The following is a 17,290-nucleotide window of genomic DNA, read 5'->3' on the forward strand; positions in this document are numbered from 1 at the left end:
GACAGACTGCCGCCATGGAGGTCGAGTTCACGGGGGACGTCTTCGAGTGGCGCGGACCGGCGCCCTACTACTACGTCGCCGTGCCCGACGACGACAGCGAGGACATCAGGGAGGCCTCGCCGATGCTGACCTACGGGTGGGGCGTCATCCCGGCCCGGGTGGTCGTCGGCGACACCGAGTGGACGACCTCGCTGTTCCCCAAGGACGGCCGTTACCTCGTCCCCCTCAAGGACAAGGTCCGCAAGGCGGAGGCGATCGGCACGGGCGACCTGGTCGAGGTCCGGATGGTCCTCGGCGAGCGCCCGTGAGCGGGATCGAGGTCCGGCCGGCGCGGAGCTTCGCCGATGTCCAGACGATGGTCGGCCCCAAGAAGCCGACCTCCAACGTCTGCTGGTGCCTGAGCCACCGGCTCGACGCGAGGACCAACCAGTCGCTGGTCGGTGTCGAGCGCGGTGAGTACGTCCGCGAGCTGCTCGGACGCACGGTCGCCCCCGGCGTGCTCGCCTACGACGGGGACGAGGTGGTCGGCTGGGCCGCGGTCGCGCCCCGCGCGGAGCTGCCGTTCGCCCGCTCGCGCAAGATCCCGCACGTGGACGACCTGCCGGTCTGGTCGGTCTGGTGCGTGCGGGTGCGCCCCGGGCACCGCGGGCAGGGGATCAGCCACCTCCTCGTCCGTGGCGCTGCCGACTACGCCTTCGAGCAGGGAGCCCCGGCCGTCGAGGGCTACCCCGTCGACAACCGGGGCGAGAAGGTCGACCTCACCATGGCGTACGTCGGCACCCGTGCGGTCTTCGAGGCGGCCGGCTTCACGCTGGCCTCGCCGACCGATGCCGTCTCGGGGGGCTTTCCCCGCGTCGTGATGCGGCTGCCGGCGCGCTGACCGCACCGGGATGGGTGGCAGACCCCATGGTCCCGACTCTCCCGGCTCTGCACGGTTGAGAGCGGACCCACCGGCTGCTCGACGCGCCGGCCTGCCGACCGAGAGGGACCCCGACGGTGAGCCACTCCCTCCTGGACCCCGCGACGCGACCCGTGGAGCGGGCGCGGGCTTTCCTGTCCCGCGAGGTCGTCGGCGGTGGGCTGCTGCTGGGGGCGGCCGCGGCCGGCCTGGTGCTCGCCAACAGCCCGGCAGGTGGCTGGTACGCCGCCCTGCGGGACCGGTCGGTCGGTGGCGAGGTGCTGGGGCTGGACCTGGACCTGACGGTCGCACACTGGGCGGCCGACGGGCTGCTGGCCGTCTTCTTCTTCCTGGTCGGGCTGGAGCTCAAGCGCGAGTTCGTCGCCGGCGAGCTCCGTGACCCGCGCAAGGCCCTCGTCCCGGTCGCGGCGGCCGTGGGTGGGGTGGTGGTCCCCGCCGTGCTCTTCGTGGCCATCAACGCCGGCGACGACGTCGCCCTGCAGGGCTGGGCGATCCCGGCCGCGACCGACATCGCGATCGCCCTGGCGGTGCTGGCCATGGTGGCGCGCAACCTCCCACCTGCGCTGCGTACCTTTCTCCTCACCTTGGCCGTGGTCGACGACCTGATCGCGATCACGATCATCGCGGTCGGCTACACGGCCGACCTGGCGCTCAGCCCGCTCGTGCTGGCCGTGGTTCCGCTCGTGTGCTTCGCACTGCTGGCACGGCGCGGCGCCGACCTGCTCGTCGACACACCGTGGGCGGCCTGGGCGATGCTGTTCCCACTGGGCGCCGTCACCTGGGCCCTCGTGCACGAGTCAGGCCTGCACGCCACCCTGGCCGGCGTCGCCCTCGCGCTCACGGCGCCGGTGAGGGGCGACGGGGGAGCCCTGGAGGACGGCCTGGCCCAGACCCTCGAGCACCGGGTCCAGCCGTGGTCGGCCGGGGTGTGCGTCCCCGTGTTCGCCTTCTTCTCCGCCGGTGTCGCCGTCGGTGGGACGAGCGGCTTCGTGGAGTCGCTCGGGTCGCCGGTCGCCGTCGGGATCGTGGTCTCGCTCGTCATCGGCAAGATCCTCGGGATCGCGGGGACGGCCTGGCTGGTCACGAGGCTCCCGGTCGCGGACCTCGACCACTCGCTGGAGTGGATAGACGTGCTGGGCCTCGCGAGCCTGGCCGGGATCGGCTTCACCGTCTCGCTCCTGATCACCGAGCTCAGCTATCCGGGGTCGTCCCTGGAGGACGTCGGCAAGGTGGGAGTCCTGACCGCCTCGCTGCTCGCGGCGGCCATCGGCACTGCCGTTCTGTGGCCCCGCGACCGGCGGGCGCGACGAGCCGGCCCATCGACGGAAGGAACCTGATGGAGGTCTACGCCCCCGTCGTCGTCCTCGGCGCGCTGGCCACGGTGTTCGCGGTGGGCTCGATCGTGCTCAGCCAGCTGGTCGGTCCCCGGCGCTACAACCGCGCGAAGCTGGAGACCTACGAGTGCGGCATCGTCCCGGTCGAGCGCCCGCCGGAGACCCGGATCCCGGTGCGGTTCTACACGGTCGCGATGACCTTCATCATCTTCGACGTCGAGATCATGTTCCTGATCCCCTGGGCGATCCACTTCGACGCCATGGGCTCCTTCGGCCTCCTCGCGATGGTGCTGTTCCTGGCCACCATCGGGGCCGTCTACGCGTACGAGTGGCGGCGCGGCGGCCTGGACTGGGACTGAGGTCCGCTTGCCCCTCCGGGTGAGCCGGAGCCCATCACCCTCCTCGTAGGGTCGAGCGCATGCCCATGCAGACACGGACCATCGGCAACGACACCACCGGACGCATCGAGGTCGGGGCGATCGGCCTCGGCCTGATGACGTTCGACCAGACCGGGACCCAACCGCGCGAGCAGCTCCTCGACACCGTCCGGGCCGCCCTCGACGCCGGGGTGACCCTCTTCGACACCGCCGACGCGTACGGGCCCGGCGACGAGCTCGGCGCCGACGCCCAGGGGGCCAACGAACGCCTCATCGCCTCCCTGCTCGACGAGCTCGGCGTCCGCGACCAGGTGCTGCTGGCCACCAAGGGCGGCCACGTCCGTACCGACGGTGGCGGCTGGGACACCGACAGCTCCCCCGACCACCTGCGCGCGGCGGTCGACGCGAGCCTCGAGCGGCTCGGGGTCGAGCAGATCGCGCTGTGGCAGCACCACCGTCCCGACCCCGACGTCGACTACGCCGACGTGATCGGGACCCTCGGCGAGATCGCAGCGGCCGGCAAGGTCCGGATGATCGGGCTCTCCAACGCCGACCCCGACCAGATCCGCGCCGCCCACGACGCGCTCGGCAGCCACCTCGTCAGCGTCCAGAACCAGTTCAGCCCCAAGTTCCGGAGCAGCCAGAAGGAGATCGACGTCTGCACCGAGCTGGGGCTCGCCTTCCTGCCGTGGAGCCCGCTCGGCGGGCTGGCCGACGCCAAGGAGCTGGCGGAGAAGCACCCCGCCTTCGCGGAGGTCGCCGCGGCCCGTGGCGTGAGCGCGCAGCAGGTCGCGCTGGCGTGGGAGCTCGCCCAGTCCCCGGTGGTCATCCCGATCCCCGGGGCCAAGCGTCCGCAGTCGATCCGCGACTCCGCAGCGGCGGCCTCGCTGGACCTGACGGCCGACGAGATCGACCGACTCGACCGCGACTGAGCGGCCCGCGTACCCCCTTTCCGTGCCCGGGGTCGTAGGGTGCGGACCGTCCTCGACCTATTTCAGGAGTGAGCATGAACCGTACGGACCTCAAGAACGCCGTCGCCGAGAAGGCGGGTCTGACCGGCACCGACGCCGACAAGGCCGTCGCCGCCGTCATCGACTCGATCGCCGAGGCCCTCGTGGCCGGCGACAAGGTGACCATCCCGGGCTTCGGTACCTTCGAGACCCGCCACCGGGCCGCCCGCCAGGGCCGCAACCCGCAGACCGGCGAGTCGATGGAGATCGCGGCCAGCACCTCGGCCGCCTTCAAGCCGGGCAGCGACCTCAAGCGTCGCCTCTCCGACGCCTGAGCGCACGAGCCTCTGGCCGGAGGCACTCGACGGGGTCATCATGACCTCGTGGGTGCCTCCGGCTTCGTCGTCTCCGGGGAGGCGTACGACAGGTTCATGGGCCGCTGGGCGGTCGCGCTGGCCCCTGCGTTCGCCGACGCCGTCGGCGTGCGCCCGACCCACCGGGTGCTCGACGTCGGCTGCGGCCCGGGTGCGCTGACCGGGGTCCTCGCCGACCGGGTGGGTGCGGAGCGGGTCCGGGCCTGCGACCCGTCGGCGCCGTTCGCGGCCACGTGCGCGAGGCGGAACCCCGGCGTCGCCGTCGAGGTGGCCGCCGCCGAGTCGCTGCCCTACGACGACGGGGCCTTCGACGTGGTGCTCGCTCAGCTGGTCGTGCACTTCGTCGACGACCCCGCCGCGGCGGCGGCCGAGATCACCCGGGTGCTCCGGCCGGGCGGCACCTTCGCCGCGTCGGTGTGGGACTTCGCCCGGGGCATGCAGATGTTGCGACTCTTCTGGGACGCGGCGCTCACCGTGGACGGCCAGGCCCCCGACGAGGCACGCACGATGTCCTTCGGCGAGGAGGGCGAGCTGTCCTCGCTGCTCCAGGGCGCGGGCTTCACCGACGTCCGCGAGGACACGCTCCGCGTCGCCTCGACGTACGCCGGGTTCGACGAGCTGTGGGCGGGTTTCCTCGGTGGCGTCGGCCCCGCCGGCACCTGGTGCGTCTCGCTCCCCGAGGACCGTCGCGAGGTGCTGCGGCGTGAGCTGCGCTCGCGCCTCGGCGATCCGCCGGGGGCGTTCACCCTCGACGCCGTCGCCCGGTTCGCGCAGGGCGTCACGCCCGGTTGACCCCCCACCCGGACGGGTGTTTGTCCCGGCGCCGACGACGGGGCAGGGTGGGGGTCATGAGCGACAACCGCACCAAGGACGAGGGCGATTGGGGCGAGAACGATCTCGATCCCCACGAGCGGGCCGACGCCGAGCGGTTCCTCGACGACCCGAGCGCGGGCGACGACGAGCCCTGGAGCCCGCCGGACCGCCAGCCGCGCGGGTCCGAGCTCGTCGGCGTCGAGACCGACGGGGGCGAGACGCTCGACCAGCGGATCCACCAGGAGCAGCCCGACCCCGGGACCGCCTACGGCGCGCCGGACGACCACGCGGAGCGCGACGCGGCCCGGATGGTCGGCGGCGACGACCCCGACGCGATCCCGGCCGACCGCGACGTCCTCGGCGGCGAGGCCGGCGAGGACGAGGCGTACGACGGCGAGGGCCCGGAGTCGTCGGCGATGCGGGTGGTGGAGGACTCCGACTACTGAGCGGGACGGCGCCACGTCAGGTGGGTGACGTGCGGCGTCGCGCGGCTGGCGACGGGTTCGAGCCTGAGGTCGTCGACGCCGTCGAAGACCCGCAGCCCCTCACCCACCGTGAACGGGACGACGTGCAGCCTGAGCTCGTCGACCAGGCCGGCGGCGAGGGCGGCGTTGAGGGTGGTGACGCCCCCGGCGATCGAGACCTCGCCACCGTCGGCCGCGTCCACGGCCCGCCGGACCGCGGCCTCGATGCCGTCGGTGACGAAGTGGAAGGTCGTCCCGCCGTCCATCTCGACCGGGTCGCGCGGCTCACGGCCGAGCACGAACACCGGGCCGTGGTACGGCGGCTCCGGACCCCACCAGCCGGTCCACGAGAGGTCCCAGCGGCCGCGGTCGGGGCCGAACATGTGGCGGCCCATCACGTACGCGCGGGCGTGCGTGATGGCGGCGATCTCCTCGGCGTGCTCGTCGCGGTGGTCGAACATCCAGGTCTGGTGCAGCCGCTCACCCACCCGGGGCCCGAACGGATGCTCCAGCGACTGGTCGCGCCCCGCGCCCACCAGGTCGAGCGAGACCGCCATGTCGGCGGTGACGCGGGTGCTCATCGGACGACCTCGTAGCAGAGCTTCTGGATGCCGTTGCCGTAGGACTCCTGCTCCACCAGCTCCAGCGTCGCCTTCGTCCCGTCGTCGGCGAAGAGCCGCTTCCCACCGGTGCCGAGCACCAGCGGGTAGACCAGCAGGTGGTAGCGGTCGACCAGCCCGGCGGCGGCGAGGCCCTGGGCGAGGGTCGCGCTGCCGTGGACCTGGATCTCGCCGCCCTCGGTCTGCTTGAGCGCGGCGACGTCCTCGAGCGAGCGCAGCAGCGTCGTGGGCTGCCAGGGCGAGGCGGCCACCTGCTCCTCGGTGAGCGTCGAGGAGACGACGTACTTGGGGACCTGGTTGTAGCGCTCGAACTCCGCCATGGTCGGCCAGACCTCGTGGAAGGCCGACCAGCTGACCCGGCCGACCAGCAGCGCACCGGCCTCCTCCTGCTCCCGCGCCTTCAGCTCGTAGGCCGCCATCTCGGGCCGGACGTCCTTGAACGTCCAGCCGGAGTGGGCGTAGCCCTCCTCCCCGCCGGGGCTGTCGACGACGCCGTCGAGGGACATGAACTCGGTGACGACCAGGGTGCGCATCATCTGCTCCTTCGAGTGGTGGTGGGTGCTCTCACCTGCTCCACGAACGGGGACCGCCGCTCACGACATCCTCGCCTGGCATTTCTCGCTCCGGGAGGCCTACGTTGGCCCGCGCTGCTCGGGTCCGGTCAGCGGGCCGACGCGCGCGCCACCCGGCCACCCCCGCCGGCGGCCCAGCACGAGCCGTCACGGGTGCAGTCGAGGGTGTGGTAGCCGGTCGTGCTCAGCCGTTCCCAGGTCCGGCCGCCGTCGGTGCTGAGGCTGGTCCCGGCCTCGGGGCCCGACTCGCCCGTCACCAGCAGCAGCCTGCGGGAGACCCAGGCGGCGTCCTCGCCGAGGTGGGCGAGGTCGCCGCCGACCTGCCAGGTGCGACCGTCGCGGGTGAGCGCCGACCCGTCCGGCTCGACGACGGCCGGGTCGAAGTCGCCGCCGACGGCGACGCCCTGACGGGGGGTGCGGAAGGCCAGGCCGAAGACCCCGGCCGTCTCGTCCGCCCGCAGCGTCGAGTCGGTGGCGGTCCAGGTCAGGCCGCGGTCGGCGGAGCGGAACACCCGCGCAGCCGAGCCGCCCGACCCGAACCACGCGGTCCGGCCGGCGATGACCAGGCAGTCGCCGCTGGCGGAGAAGTTGAACTCACCGGTCGAGTCGGGCATCCCGGCGTCGGGCAGCACCTCCCAGGAGCGGCCACCGTCCTCGGTCGCGATCACGCGGAACTTCCCGTCGACCGGGTCGCTCACCGCCAGCCCGCGCCGCCCGCCGGGGTAGAAGTCGAGGCAGTTGTAGAACGCCGCCTCCTCGGTGTTGCGGAACGTCTCGGTCCAGGTCGCACCCCCGTCGTCGGTGCGCCAGATCCGGGAGTCCTCGCCGTTGCCGATCGACATCACGACGGCGGTGTCGGCGTCCTTCGCCTCCACGTCGCGCAGCGACAGCCCCGTGGTGCCCGGCGGGCTCACCTCCTCCCAGGTCCGGCCGGCGTCCGTCGTACGCCACACCGAGCCGTCACCGCCGCTGATGCTGCCGCCGCTGACCCACGCCGTACGCCGGTCGACGGCGTCGAGACCGCGGAAGGACTGGTCGGTGTCGACGACGCCCCGCTGCCAGCGGAGGTCCCGGTCGGGACCGCGGTCGCGGTCGGCCTGGGCGGGCACGGCCGCGACGGTGACGGCGGCGGTGGCGAGGGTGGTGAGGAGGATCCCGAGATGAGTGCGCATGCCGAGCACCCTGCCGCTCCCGCCAGGAGGTGTCCAGCGTTCCTCCGTCAGAGCTCGGTCTCGTAGAACAGCATCCGGTAGTCGCTGCCGGGCAGGATGTTGAGGAACCCGTGCCGTTCGTAGAAGCGTCGGGTGTCGACGTCGTCCTCGTCGACGTTGATGTGCATCTCGCCGGCGGACCGCTCGCGGCACAGGTCCATGGCTCGGGTCAGCAGCGCGGTGCCGATGCCCCGGTCGCGCAGGTGCGGCCGGACGTAGAGCTCCTCGAGCTGGGCCAGCGGGCCGTCGAAGTAGGGCGCCGGCCGCAGCGTGAGGTAGGCGAAGCCGACCGGGTCTGCCCCGCCGGCGAGCAGCACGATCACGTCCTCGCGCGCGAGCAGCCGCGTGAACCGACCTGAGAACTCCTCCGCGCTGGGGGTCTCGGTCTCGAACTCGGTGTTGAAGTCCCACAGCAGCTGCCCGACCACGCCCGCGTCGGCAGGGGTGGCGAGGCGTACGTCGGCCTCGGTCATGCCGGCACGGTAGTCCGGGTCGCGCTCCGACGGCGAGCAGAAAACCGCGTGCCCGGCCTGCCCTGCTGGTGGGAGCCTGCACGCATGACGGACCTGACGATCCAGTGCTTCAACCTCGACACGACCGATCCCGACCGCATCGCGGGCTTCTGGCAGCAGGCGCTGGGTTGGCGGCGGACCTACGAGAATGCGGACGAGGTGGTCCTCGAGCCACCCGCCGGCAGCCCGCAGGACGGGGTCGCCCCGGACCTGCTCTTCCTGCGGGTCCCGGAGGGCAGGACGGTCAAGAACCGGTGGCACCCGGACCTGCGACCGACCGACCAGGCGGCCGAGGTCGCCCGGCTCGAGGGACTGGGCGCGCGGCGGGTCGACGTGGGCCAGGGCGACGACGTGTCGTGGGTCGTCATGGCCGACCCGGACGGCAACGAGTTCTGCGTGCTGCGCGCCTTCACCGCCGAGGAGCGCGCCCAGATCGCCGCCGAGGCGGCCGCCCGCGGCTGACGTGCTCCGGGGGCGGGGGGAGGGTCAGCGGATCTCGAACCCGTTGCCGCCGGTCGGGTCCATGTCACGGACGTCGAGCCGATCGACGCGCGCGTGCCGCGGACCCTGCCGACACCAGCCGATCATCGCGTCGACCGCACCGGCCTCGCCCTCGAGCTCGGCCTCGACCGTGCCGGCAGCGGTGTTGCGCACCCAGCCCGTCACACCGCGGGCCTGCGCCTCGTGCCGGCAGCTGTCGCGGAAGAACACGCCCTGCACCTCGCCGTGCACCACCACGTGGACCCGCCTCATGCCGACCAGACTAGGTCGTGCCCACCTCGTGCGCGGCACGGTTAGATGGCAGCCATGCGGCTGACCCACACCCACCTCGTCCTCGCCCCCGCCGAGCGGGTGTGGGCGCTGACGGAGGACCTGGAGTCCTGGCCGACCCTCACCCCGACGATGACCAGCGTGGAGCGGCTCGACGGAGGGCCCCTGCGGGTCGGGAGCACGGCGAGGGTCACCCAGCCCCGGCGGCGCCCGGCCACCTGGACGGTGACCACCCTCGAGCCACCGCGGCAGCTCACGTGGGAGGCAGCGGCCCTCGGCACGACCCTGGTCGCGGGCCACCACGTGGAGCCCGTCGACGGCGGCTGCCGGACGACGCTCGTCCTCGACCTCGAGGGCGGGACCGCGCCCGTGCTGTCGCGCCTCGCCGGCGGCGCGCTGCGGAGCGCGCTCGCGACCGAGGACGACGGCTTCCGTCGCGCGGCCGAGGGACGCGTCCGGCCGCGCTTCGTCGACGAGCACGCGACGGTGCTCGGCGTACCCCTGCGCGATGCGTGGGGCGCGGTACGCGCCTGGGTCGACCGGCTCCTGGTCCGGGGCGAGGGCAGCCGGCTCGCGCTGCTGCTGGGTGCCGAGCCGCGCGCCGGCTTCTCGGTCGTCGAGGAGGAGCCGCCGCACCTGGTCGGCCTCGCCGGCCGGCACCGCTTCTCCCGCTACGCGCTGGACCTGCGCCTGGAGGAGGCCGTGACCGGCACCCGGGTGGTCGCGGTGACGTACGCCGACTTCCCCGGTCCACGCGGTGCGGCCTACCGCGCGGCGGTGGTGGGGAGCCGCGGCCACGTGCTGGCCGTACGGCGGATGCTGGACCAGGTCAGGAGGTCGGCGTGACCGAGGTGAGGGGGCGCTGGCGCAAGCCGGTGCTGACGGGCGAGCACGTGGTGCTCCGGCCGATCACGGCCGAGGACGCGGAGGCGATGTGGGAGGAGGTCACCGACCCGGAGGGCAACGACCTGACGGCGACGACCGCCGACTTCACACGCGCACAGGTCGCCTCGTGGTGCGCCTCGCGGACGGCCCAGGACGAGCGGCTCGACCTGGCCGTCGTCGACACCGCGACCGGGGAGTACGCCGGGGAGGCCGTGCTCAACGAGTACGACGCCGAGCGCAACAGCGCCAACTTCCGGATCGCCCTGCGCGGACCCGCGTGGTACGGCCGGGGCCTCGGCACCGAGGCGACCCGGCTGCTGGTCGAGCACGGGCTGCGGACCGTCGGGCTCGACTTCATCACCCTCGGCGTGCTCGCCCGCAACCCGCGCGCCCGCCGCGCGTACGCGACGGCCGGCTTCCGGGAGACCTCCCGGTTCGTGGAGGACGGTGAGGACTGGGTCGAGATGACCATCGCCCGGTCGTGGCTCTCGCCCGACTACCCCGTCCTCACCGAGCGCCTGGCGCTGCGGCCGCTCCACCCCGAGAAGGACGTCGACACGATCCACTCCTGGCGGTCGCTGCCGGAGGTCTGCCGCTACACCCCCTTCGACCCGCAGTCGCGCGAGGCCATCGCCGAGCGGCTCACCGACCCCGAGCGGACCCGCTCGGTGATCGACGCCGAGGGGCAGGTGATCTCGCTGGTCGTCGAGCGTCGCGACACCGGTCAGCCGGTCGGCGACGTCGTGCTCTTCTGGCACAGCGCCGCCGACGGGCACGCCGAGATCGGCTACGAGCTGCATCCCGACCACGCCGGCCAGGGCTTCGCCACCGAGGCGGCGGAGGCCTTGCTGCGCCTGGCGTTCGACGGTCTCCGCGCCCACCGGGTCAGCGCCCGGATGGACCAGCGCAACACCGCCTCGGCTGCTGTCGTGGGCCGGCTCGGCATGCGGCTCGAGGCGACGTACGTCGAGGGTGAGTGGTTCAAGGGGGAGTGGTCGACGCTGCTGGTCTTCGGGCTCCTCGAGCACGAGTGGCGCGGCGCCTGAACGTCCTCTCATGAAGTGAAAGCCCTCTCATGGAGGGCTCATGGCCCTCCCACGTCGGGCCGCGAGTGTTCTCGTCATCGGGGAAGGACCCCGGTCACGAGAAACCAGGAGGAACGCAATGGCCACGTCCGGTCTCTTCACCGCTCTCCAGCCGGCCCGCATGGCGCGGGTCGCCGACTCCGACAGCCGGTCCAACGACCGGCGCCGGCGGCGCCGTCGTCGTCGTCGGAACCGTCGCAACCGCAGCCGCAGCCGCAGCCGCAGCAACTGACGGTCCGACCACGGACGAGGGGCAGCGGGTGGGTGGCTCACGCAACGAGCCACCCACCCGCCTTCACGAAGGATGACGAGATGGTGACCAGCTGGCAACGGCTCGGGGACTGGATGCGGCCCCGGCGCGACGACGACGCCCTGATCGACCACGCCGCCGCCCTCACCCTCGCCCAGGTCTTCCGGCGCTTCTGGCCCAGGCTGCGCCCGCTGCGCGGCTGGCTCCTGCTGAGCCTGCTGCTGCTCGCGGTGGCACCCCTCATCGAGATCGCCGAGATCCTGCTCTTCCAGCGGCTGGTCGACGACGTCCTCGTCCCCGTCGAGTACCAGCCGCTGGTCTACCTCGCCCTCGCGTACGTGGGCCTCAACCTCTTCTCCGGCGTCGTGTCCGGCCTCGACGACTACCTCGCGACCTGGGTCTCCCAGCGCTTCCTCGTCGACCTCCGGCGCGACGTCTTCCGTCACGTGCTCTCGCTGCCGTCGCACATCCACGACCGCCGGCGGCTCGGTGACGTGATCTCCCGGCTGACCCAGGACGTGAGCACGGTCGAGCGGTTCATGGTCAGCCAGCTCACCGAGGGCATCGGCGCGGTGGTCCGGCTGGTGCTGCTCGTCGGCGCGCTCTTCTGGATGCAGTGGGAGCTCGCGCTCGCGTCGCTGCTGGCGGCCCCCGCGCTGTGGTGGGTCTCCTCGCGGTTCGCCGCGTTCACGAAGACGGCCTCACGGGAGCGCCGGCGCCGCGGCGGCTCGCTGACGACGGTCACCGAGGAGAGCCTGGGCAACGCCACGCTGATGCAGCTCTACAACGCCGACGACGCCGCCGTCGAGAGCTATCACCGGCAGAACAAGGGGATCGCCGACGCCGAGCTCTCGGGCTCCAAGATCCGCTCCATCTTCCTGCCTCTGGTCGACCTGATCGAGCTGGTGGCCATCCTGCTGGTCGTGTCGATGGGCGTCTGGGCGCTCGCGACCGACCGGCTCACCCTCGGCGGGCTGCTGGCCTTCATGACCCTGCTCATCACCTGCTACGGGCCGATCCGGCAGCTCTCGGACCTGCTGCCCGCGCTCTTCTCCGCGACCGCCGGCATCGAGCGGGTCGTCGAGCTGCTGGAGGAGCCGCTGCCGACCGACGTACCGGGCGCGCGGGAGCTCCGGGTGGACGCCGGCGAGCTGCGGCTCGACCGGGTCACGGTCAGCTATCCGGGAGCGAGCCTGCCGGTGCTGCGCGACCTCGACCTGCACGTGCCCGGTGGGGCGGCACTGGCCGTGACCGGGGCCAGCGGGAGTGGCAAGTCCACGCTGGTCCGGTTGCTGACCCGCCAGCTCGAGGCCGACTCCGGCTCGGTGACCGTCGACGGCCAGGACGTCGCGTCCTGCACCGCCACCTCGGTGCGCGAGGCGGTGACGGTCGTGCTGCAGGAGACGCTGCTGCTCGACGACACCGTCCGCGCCAACATCGCGCTCGCCCGACCGGGCGCCACCGACGCCGAGGTCGAGCGGGCCGCGCGGGCGGCCGACGCCCACGACTTCATCCAGGGGCTCCCCGACGGCTACGACACCCGCGTCGGCCAGCGGGGCCGGCTGGTCTCCGGCGGCCAGCGGCAGCGGCTCGCCCTCGCCCGGGCGCTGCTGCGCGGCAGCCCGGTCCTCGTCCTCGACGAGCCCACCACGGGCCTCGACGACGCCTCGGCCGAGCGCTTCCTCGCCGCGCTGGCGGAGGTCGCCCGCGACGAGCGCCGGACGGTCCTGGTGATGACCCACGACCCACGCGTGCTGCCGTACGTCGACAGCGTGGTCGTCCTCGACCCCGCCACCGAGACCCACAGGGAGCCGGTCTGATGCTGGTCGGACGCACCCGTTCCCTGCCCTTCGCGCCGGTGGAGTCAGGCGAGGTGCTGCTGCCGGGCTACCGCGTGGTGCGGCTGCTCGCCCACGGCAAGCGGCTCGACACCTACGACGCCTGGGACGAGGACCGTGACTGCCGCGTCGTCGTCAAGGTGCTGCGGGCCGACCGTCGGCACGAGCGCGACGTGGTCGCGTCGGTGCTCCAGGAGGGCCGGCTGGTCACGACGCTGGCCCACCCCCACCTGGTTCGCGGCTTCGAGGTCGTCGAGCAGCCGCTCCCCGCGGTGGTCCTCGAGACGCTCACGGGGGCGACGCTCGGCGCGCTCGTGGAGGAGCAGCCGATCGGCGCCGCCGACGTGACGCAGCTGGGGCTGCAGCTGGTCTCGGTGCTCGGTTACCTCCACCGCCGCGACTGGCTCCACCTCGACCTCAAGCCCGGCAACGTCGTGGTGCAGGACGGCCGCGCGGTGCTGATCGACCTCAGCCTCGCCGGCCGACCCGGCACCGGGCGGTCCGGCGCCGGGACGCCTGGCTACCTCGCGCCCGAGCAGGCGGTCGGCCGCGGCCTCTCGCCCGCGACCGACGTCTTCGGCCTGGGCGTGACGCTGAGTGAGTGCCTCTCGGGCGAGCTGCCCTACGGCGAGGAGGCCACCTGGGAGAGCCGGCGTCGGCTGCCCCTGGTCCACCGGCCGCACCCGCGCGAACCGGTCGCCCTGCCGACCGACGTACCTCCGGAGCTGGCGGGGGCGCTCCGCGCCTGCGTCGCGCTCGACCCCGCGGAGCGGCCGTCGCTGGCGCGGCTGCGGTCGGTGCTCGGCGACCTCGCGGGAGCCTGAGCCGCTGCCTCGGGCGCGCCTCTCGACTGCCGGCGCCGCTACCAGCACGATCACCTCATGCCCACCTGGCGGTTGCCGCACTCCCTGACCCCCCGCAGCATGCGGGTGCGGATCCTGGCGGTGGTGGTCGGGCTGCTGCTGCTCTCCGCGGTCGGCTCCAGCATCGTGCTGCGGACGGTGCTGCTCGAGCAGCTCGACGAGGAGATCCGGGTCGACCTCCAGCAGGAGGCAGCGGAGTTCCGGCTGCTCGAGGGTGGGACCGACCCGGCGACCGGGGAGCCGTTCGCCGACCTCGAGTCGCTGTTCGACGTCTACTTCTCGCGCGAGGTCCCCGACGAGGGCGAGACCCTGCTGGCCTTCGTCGGCGAGGACCTCCACGACTCGCGGCGTGCCCAGGACGGTGCCGCCGTGACCCAGCTGGCCGAGCCGATCGCGTACTGGCAGTCGCTGGAGCAGGAGCGCTCCGGCACCATCGACACCGCCCTCGGCGAGGCCGGCTACGTCGCGATCCCGGTCACGGGCCGCGACGGCAGCGAGGGGCTGTTCGTGGTGGCCAACTTCCCCTCGTTCGAGCAGCAGGAGATCGAGGAGGCCGTACGCCTGCGGCTCACGATCGAGCTGCTGACGCTGCTGGTGGCGGCCGGCCTGGGCCTGGTGCTCGCCGGCCGGGTGCTGCGGCCGCTGCGCGACCTGGCGACCACGGCGCGCGAGATCTCCGAGACCGACCTGTCCCAGCGGATCCCTGTCACCGGCAACGACGAGGCCTCGCAGATCGCCGCCACCTTCAACGACATGCTCACCCGGCTCGAGGCGGCGCTGACCAACCAGCGGCGGTTCCTCGACGAGGCGAGCCACGAGCTACGGACCCCGCTCACCGTGGTGCGTGGGCACGCCGAGCTGCTCGAGCTGGCCGACGGTCCCGAGGGGCGGGCCGAGACGGTCGCGCTGATCACCGACGAGGTCGACCGGATGGGCACCATCGTCGACGGACTCTTCACCCTGGCGCGGACCGAGCAGCCGGACTTCGTCACCCTGCAGCCCCTCGACGCGGCCGAGGTGGTGCGCGAGACCCACCGCAAGGCGACCGCGATCGCCGACCGCGAGTGGCTGCTCGAGGTGGACGACGAGGTGCCGGTGCTCGCCGACCGGCACCGGCTGACCCAAGCCCTGCTGCAGCTGGCCGACAACGCGGTGAAGCACACCGGTCCGGACGACACGGTCCGGCTCGGGGTCCAGGGCCGTGACGGGCAGGCGGTGGTGTGGGTCGACGACACCGGGCCCGGGGTCCCGGTGAGCGAGGCGGAGCGGATCTTCGAGCGGTTCCAGCGCGCCGAGCCCACGAGCGACCACTCCGGTGCCGGGCTGGGACTCGCGATCGTGGCGGCGATCGCCTCGGCCCACCACGGGTCGGCGCGGCTGGTGCCCAAGGACGGGCCGGGCGCCCGCTTCGAGCTGCGGATCCCGCTGCGGAACACCTGAGGCCCCTGCTCTGTTGTGTCCTCGCACCACGAGAAGAGAGGGGTCACGACCATGACCATGAACGTCACCGCCATGCTGGAGCGCCTCGACGCCTACGACGCCTGGCGCTGGGCCCTCGACCTCTTCGAGCACAAGGACTACTACGCCGCGGCCGACGTGCTGCGCCACCTCGTCGACACCCACCCGCACGACGCGGAGCTGGGCGAGGCGCGTGAGCTGCTCGCCCGCAGCTACTACCACTCGGCCCAGCTGGGCCGGGCGGTCGAGGCCGCGCGGGACGCGCTCGAGCACGACCCCACGAACGCCTACGCAGCGCTGCTGCTCGCCCGCGCGCTCGAGCGGTCCTCCCGGCTCGCGGAGGCCGACGGCGCGCGGAGGATGGCCACCGCGCTGGGAGCCGCCGCCTGATGCCGGACCTCGAGCAGGAGCTGGAGTTCGGGATCTTCCCGACGCCGGACGCGGCGCGCATCGAGGACCTGCTGGGGCTGGTCCAGCTGGCCGAGGTCGAGGGTCTCGACCTCGTGTCCGTGCAGGACCACCCCTACCAGGCCAGGCACGTCGACACCTGGACGCTGCTGTCCGTGCTCGGCGCGCGGACCAGCTCGATCCGACTCGCCCCCAACGTGGCCAGCCTGCCGCTGCGGCAGCCGGTCGTGCTGGCCAAGGCCGCCGCCACGCTCGACCTGCTCACCGGCGGGCGGGTCGAGCTCGGCCTGGGTGCCGGTGCGTTCTGGGACGCGATCGTCGCGGCCGGCGGACCCCGGCGAACGCCCGGGGAGGCGGTCGATGCCCTCACCGAGGCGGTCCGGCTGATCAAGGCCTTCTGGGCGGGCGGCACGGTCCGCTTCGAGGGCGAGCACTACCGGGCGGTCGGGCTGCACGCCGGGCCGCAGCCTGCCCACGACATCCCGATCTGGCTGGGCGCCTACAAGCCGCGGATGCTGCGGCTGACCGGTCGGCTGGCCGACGGCTGGGTTCCGAGCATGGGCTACGCCGACCCGGCCGCGCTGCCGGACCTGGCCGCCGCCGTCGACGAGGCGGCCGTCGCGGCCGGTCGGTCGCCGGCCTCGGTCAAGCGGGTCTACAACGTCTTCGGCCAGTTCGGCACCGGCAGCGGCTTCCTCCGCGGCCGGCCGCAGGAGTGGGCGGAGCAGCTGGCCGAGCTCACGCTCGAGGTCGGGATGAGCAGCTACGTCCTCGGGACCGACGACCCCGACGACGTACGCCGGTGGGCGGCCGAGGTCGCCCCGGCGACCCGGGAGCTGGTCGACGCCGAGCGCGCTCGGCGGGCTTCGGGTGAGGGGCCTGCCGTCCCGCCCGCCCCGGTCGAGCCGGTGGCGGCCGGCGGGTCGGCACTCGCGGTCACGCCGACGCCCGACGACGGCTCCCGGCTCACGGGCCCGCTGGCGTGGCAGGAGGATGCACGGCCCAGCCACGACGAGCCCGTCGACGCGACGTACGACCCGGCGACCCAGCTCGCCGCCCAGCACCTCGTCGACATCCACGACGGGCTGCGGGCCGAGCTGGCCCAGGTACGCGACGTGCTCGACCAGGTCCGGCGCGGCCACGTCAGCGTCGGTGCCGCGCGGTCGGTCATCAACACGATGACGATGCGGCAGAACAACTGGACGCTGGGTGCCTACTGCGAGTCCTACTGCCGGATCGTCACCGGCCACCACACGCTCGAGGACCGAAGCCTCTTCCCGCACCTGCGTCGCAGCGAACCGGGCCTCGGCCCGGTCCTCGACCGGCTCGCGCACGAGCACGACGTGATCCACGACGTGCTCGAGCAGTTCGACCGCGCGCTCGTGCAGCTGGTCGGCAGGGACGGCACCGGCGAGTCCGGCCGGCAGGCGCTCGACGACGTCCAGCACGCCGTCGACCTGCTCACCGACACGCTGCTCTCCCACCTGGCCTACGAGGAGCGCGAGCTGATCGGTCCGCTGGCGCGGCACGGGACGGCCTGAGGGCGCCCGGGTAGTCGCGTGCAAGAGACGAGGGCGGTTCCCTAG

At 73.3% G+C, this 17,290-nt stretch carries 22 protein-coding genes; 17 read left to right on the top strand and 5 right to left on the bottom strand.

Annotation, left to right across the window (positions count from 1 at the left end):
* The first annotated feature begins 14 nt into the window (after positions 1 to 14).
* The 8 genes from EXE57_RS12160 to EXE57_RS12195 all read left to right on the top strand — a co-directional run bounded on the left by EXE57_RS12160 (position 15) and on the right by EXE57_RS12195 (position 5,213).
* Positions 15 to 308 (top strand): DUF1905 domain-containing protein, encoded by a 294-nt coding sequence (locus EXE57_RS12160; protein ID WP_135077857.1) that lies wholly within the window; start codon positions 15 to 17, stop codon positions 306 to 308.
* The gene (locus tag EXE57_RS12165; RefSeq protein WP_244246808.1) at positions 305 to 880 is read left to right on the top strand and encodes a GNAT family N-acetyltransferase; all 576 of its coding nucleotides are present in this window, start codon (positions 305 to 307) and stop codon (positions 878 to 880) included. The genes EXE57_RS12160 and EXE57_RS12165 overlap by 4 nt, the downstream gene beginning before the upstream one ends.
* A 116-nt stretch (positions 881 to 996) precedes the next feature.
* Positions 997 to 2,256, top strand: a complete 1,260-nt coding sequence (gene nhaA, locus EXE57_RS12170; protein WP_135077859.1) for a Na+/H+ antiporter NhaA — start codon at positions 997 to 999, stop codon at positions 2,254 to 2,256.
* Positions 2,256 to 2,612 (top strand): NADH-quinone oxidoreductase subunit A, encoded by a 357-nt coding sequence (locus EXE57_RS12175; protein ID WP_135077861.1) that lies wholly within the window; start codon positions 2,256 to 2,258, stop codon positions 2,610 to 2,612. Before nhaA ends, EXE57_RS12175 begins: the two co-directional genes overlap by 1 nt.
* Before the next feature lie 59 nt (positions 2,613 to 2,671).
* Positions 2,672 to 3,562 (top strand): aldo/keto reductase, encoded by an 891-nt coding sequence (locus EXE57_RS12180; RefSeq protein WP_244246809.1) that lies wholly within the window; start codon positions 2,672 to 2,674, stop codon positions 3,560 to 3,562.
* A gap of 74 nt (positions 3,563 to 3,636) precedes the next feature.
* Complete coding sequence (locus EXE57_RS12185) at positions 3,637 to 3,915, top strand: HU family DNA-binding protein (RefSeq protein WP_208542834.1); 279 nt, start codon at positions 3,637 to 3,639, stop codon at positions 3,913 to 3,915.
* A 48-nt stretch (positions 3,916 to 3,963) separates the two neighbouring features.
* Positions 3,964 to 4,746 (top strand): class I SAM-dependent methyltransferase, encoded by a 783-nt coding sequence (locus tag EXE57_RS12190; RefSeq protein ID WP_208542835.1) that lies wholly within the window; start codon positions 3,964 to 3,966, stop codon positions 4,744 to 4,746.
* A 56-nt stretch (positions 4,747 to 4,802) separates the two neighbouring features.
* Entirely contained in the window at positions 4,803 to 5,213 is a 411-nt protein-coding gene (locus EXE57_RS12195; RefSeq protein WP_135077864.1) for an adenosine deaminase, read from the top strand.
* Here the strand turns inward: EXE57_RS12195 and EXE57_RS12200 are convergent.
* The 4 genes from EXE57_RS12200 to EXE57_RS12215 form a co-directional block, all read right to left on the bottom strand.
* Positions 5,207 to 5,812 carry a dihydrofolate reductase family protein gene (locus tag EXE57_RS12200; RefSeq protein ID WP_135077866.1) on the bottom strand — a complete coding sequence of 202 codons (606 nt, stop codon included), beginning with the start codon at positions 5,810 to 5,812 and terminating at the stop codon, positions 5,207 to 5,209. The two genes, EXE57_RS12195 and EXE57_RS12200, sit on opposite strands and share 7 nt — an antisense overlap.
* Positions 5,809 to 6,387 carry a dihydrofolate reductase family protein gene (locus EXE57_RS12205; protein WP_244246810.1) on the bottom strand — a complete coding sequence of 193 codons (579 nt, stop codon included), beginning with the start codon at positions 6,385 to 6,387 and terminating at the stop codon, positions 5,809 to 5,811. The genes EXE57_RS12200 and EXE57_RS12205 overlap by 4 nt, the downstream gene beginning before the upstream one ends.
* Positions 6,388 to 6,512: 125 nt before the next feature.
* Positions 6,513 to 7,595, bottom strand: coding sequence for a WD40/YVTN/BNR-like repeat-containing protein (locus EXE57_RS12210; protein WP_135077870.1), 1,083 nt, complete (start codon positions 7,593 to 7,595; stop codon positions 6,513 to 6,515).
* Between the two features lie 47 nt (positions 7,596 to 7,642).
* Positions 7,643 to 8,107, bottom strand: coding sequence for a GNAT family N-acetyltransferase (locus tag EXE57_RS12215; protein WP_135077872.1), 465 nt, complete (start codon positions 8,105 to 8,107; stop codon positions 7,643 to 7,645).
* A gap of 84 nt (positions 8,108 to 8,191) precedes the next feature.
* On the opposite strand from EXE57_RS12215, the gene EXE57_RS12220 reads away from it, so the two are divergent.
* Entirely contained in the window at positions 8,192 to 8,608 is a 417-nt protein-coding gene (locus EXE57_RS12220) for a VOC family protein (protein WP_135077874.1), read from the top strand.
* A gap of 24 nt (positions 8,609 to 8,632) precedes the next feature.
* On the opposite strand, the gene EXE57_RS12225 is transcribed toward EXE57_RS12220, so the two are convergent.
* Positions 8,633 to 8,899 (bottom strand): acylphosphatase, encoded by a 267-nt coding sequence (locus tag EXE57_RS12225; RefSeq protein WP_135077876.1) that lies wholly within the window; start codon positions 8,897 to 8,899, stop codon positions 8,633 to 8,635.
* A 54-nt stretch (positions 8,900 to 8,953) separates the two neighbouring features.
* On the opposite strand from EXE57_RS12225, the gene EXE57_RS19975 reads away from it, so the two are divergent.
* The 8 genes from EXE57_RS19975 (at position 8,954) to EXE57_RS12260 (ending at position 17,245) form a co-directional block, all read left to right on the top strand.
* Positions 8,954 to 9,763, top strand: coding sequence for an SRPBCC family protein (locus EXE57_RS19975; RefSeq protein WP_208542836.1), 810 nt, complete (start codon positions 8,954 to 8,956; stop codon positions 9,761 to 9,763).
* Entirely contained in the window at positions 9,760 to 10,848 is a 1,089-nt protein-coding gene (locus EXE57_RS12235; protein ID WP_208542837.1) for a GNAT family N-acetyltransferase, read from the top strand. Before EXE57_RS19975 ends, EXE57_RS12235 begins: the two co-directional genes overlap by 4 nt.
* Positions 10,849 to 10,966: 118 nt before the next feature.
* Positions 10,967 to 11,119, top strand: coding sequence for a hypothetical protein (locus EXE57_RS19765; protein ID WP_167305891.1), 153 nt, complete (start codon positions 10,967 to 10,969; stop codon positions 11,117 to 11,119).
* Positions 11,120 to 11,199: 80 nt separating this feature from the next.
* Complete coding sequence (locus EXE57_RS12240) at positions 11,200 to 12,957, top strand: ABC transporter ATP-binding protein (RefSeq protein WP_135077878.1); 1,758 nt, start codon at positions 11,200 to 11,202, stop codon at positions 12,955 to 12,957.
* Positions 12,957 to 13,799, top strand: coding sequence for a serine/threonine-protein kinase (locus EXE57_RS12245; RefSeq protein WP_135077880.1), 843 nt, complete (start codon positions 12,957 to 12,959; stop codon positions 13,797 to 13,799). Before EXE57_RS12240 ends, EXE57_RS12245 begins: the two co-directional genes overlap by 1 nt.
* Positions 13,800 to 13,856: 57 nt before the next feature.
* Complete coding sequence (locus tag EXE57_RS12250; protein ID WP_135077882.1) at positions 13,857 to 15,278, top strand: sensor histidine kinase; 1,422 nt, start codon at positions 13,857 to 13,859, stop codon at positions 15,276 to 15,278.
* 51 nt (positions 15,279 to 15,329) lie between these two features.
* Complete coding sequence (locus EXE57_RS12255; protein WP_208542838.1) at positions 15,330 to 15,686, top strand: tetratricopeptide repeat protein; 357 nt, start codon at positions 15,330 to 15,332, stop codon at positions 15,684 to 15,686.
* Positions 15,686 to 17,245: an LLM class flavin-dependent oxidoreductase gene (locus EXE57_RS12260; protein WP_135077884.1), complete on the top strand. Its 1,560-nt coding sequence runs from the start codon at positions 15,686 to 15,688 to the stop codon at positions 17,243 to 17,245. The genes EXE57_RS12255 and EXE57_RS12260 overlap by 1 nt, the downstream gene beginning before the upstream one ends.
* The last annotated feature ends 45 nt before the right edge of the window (positions 17,246 to 17,290 follow it).

Source organism: Nocardioides euryhalodurans (assembly GCF_004564375.1).
Classification (GTDB): domain Bacteria; phylum Actinomycetota; class Actinomycetes; order Propionibacteriales; family Nocardioidaceae; genus Nocardioides; species Nocardioides euryhalodurans.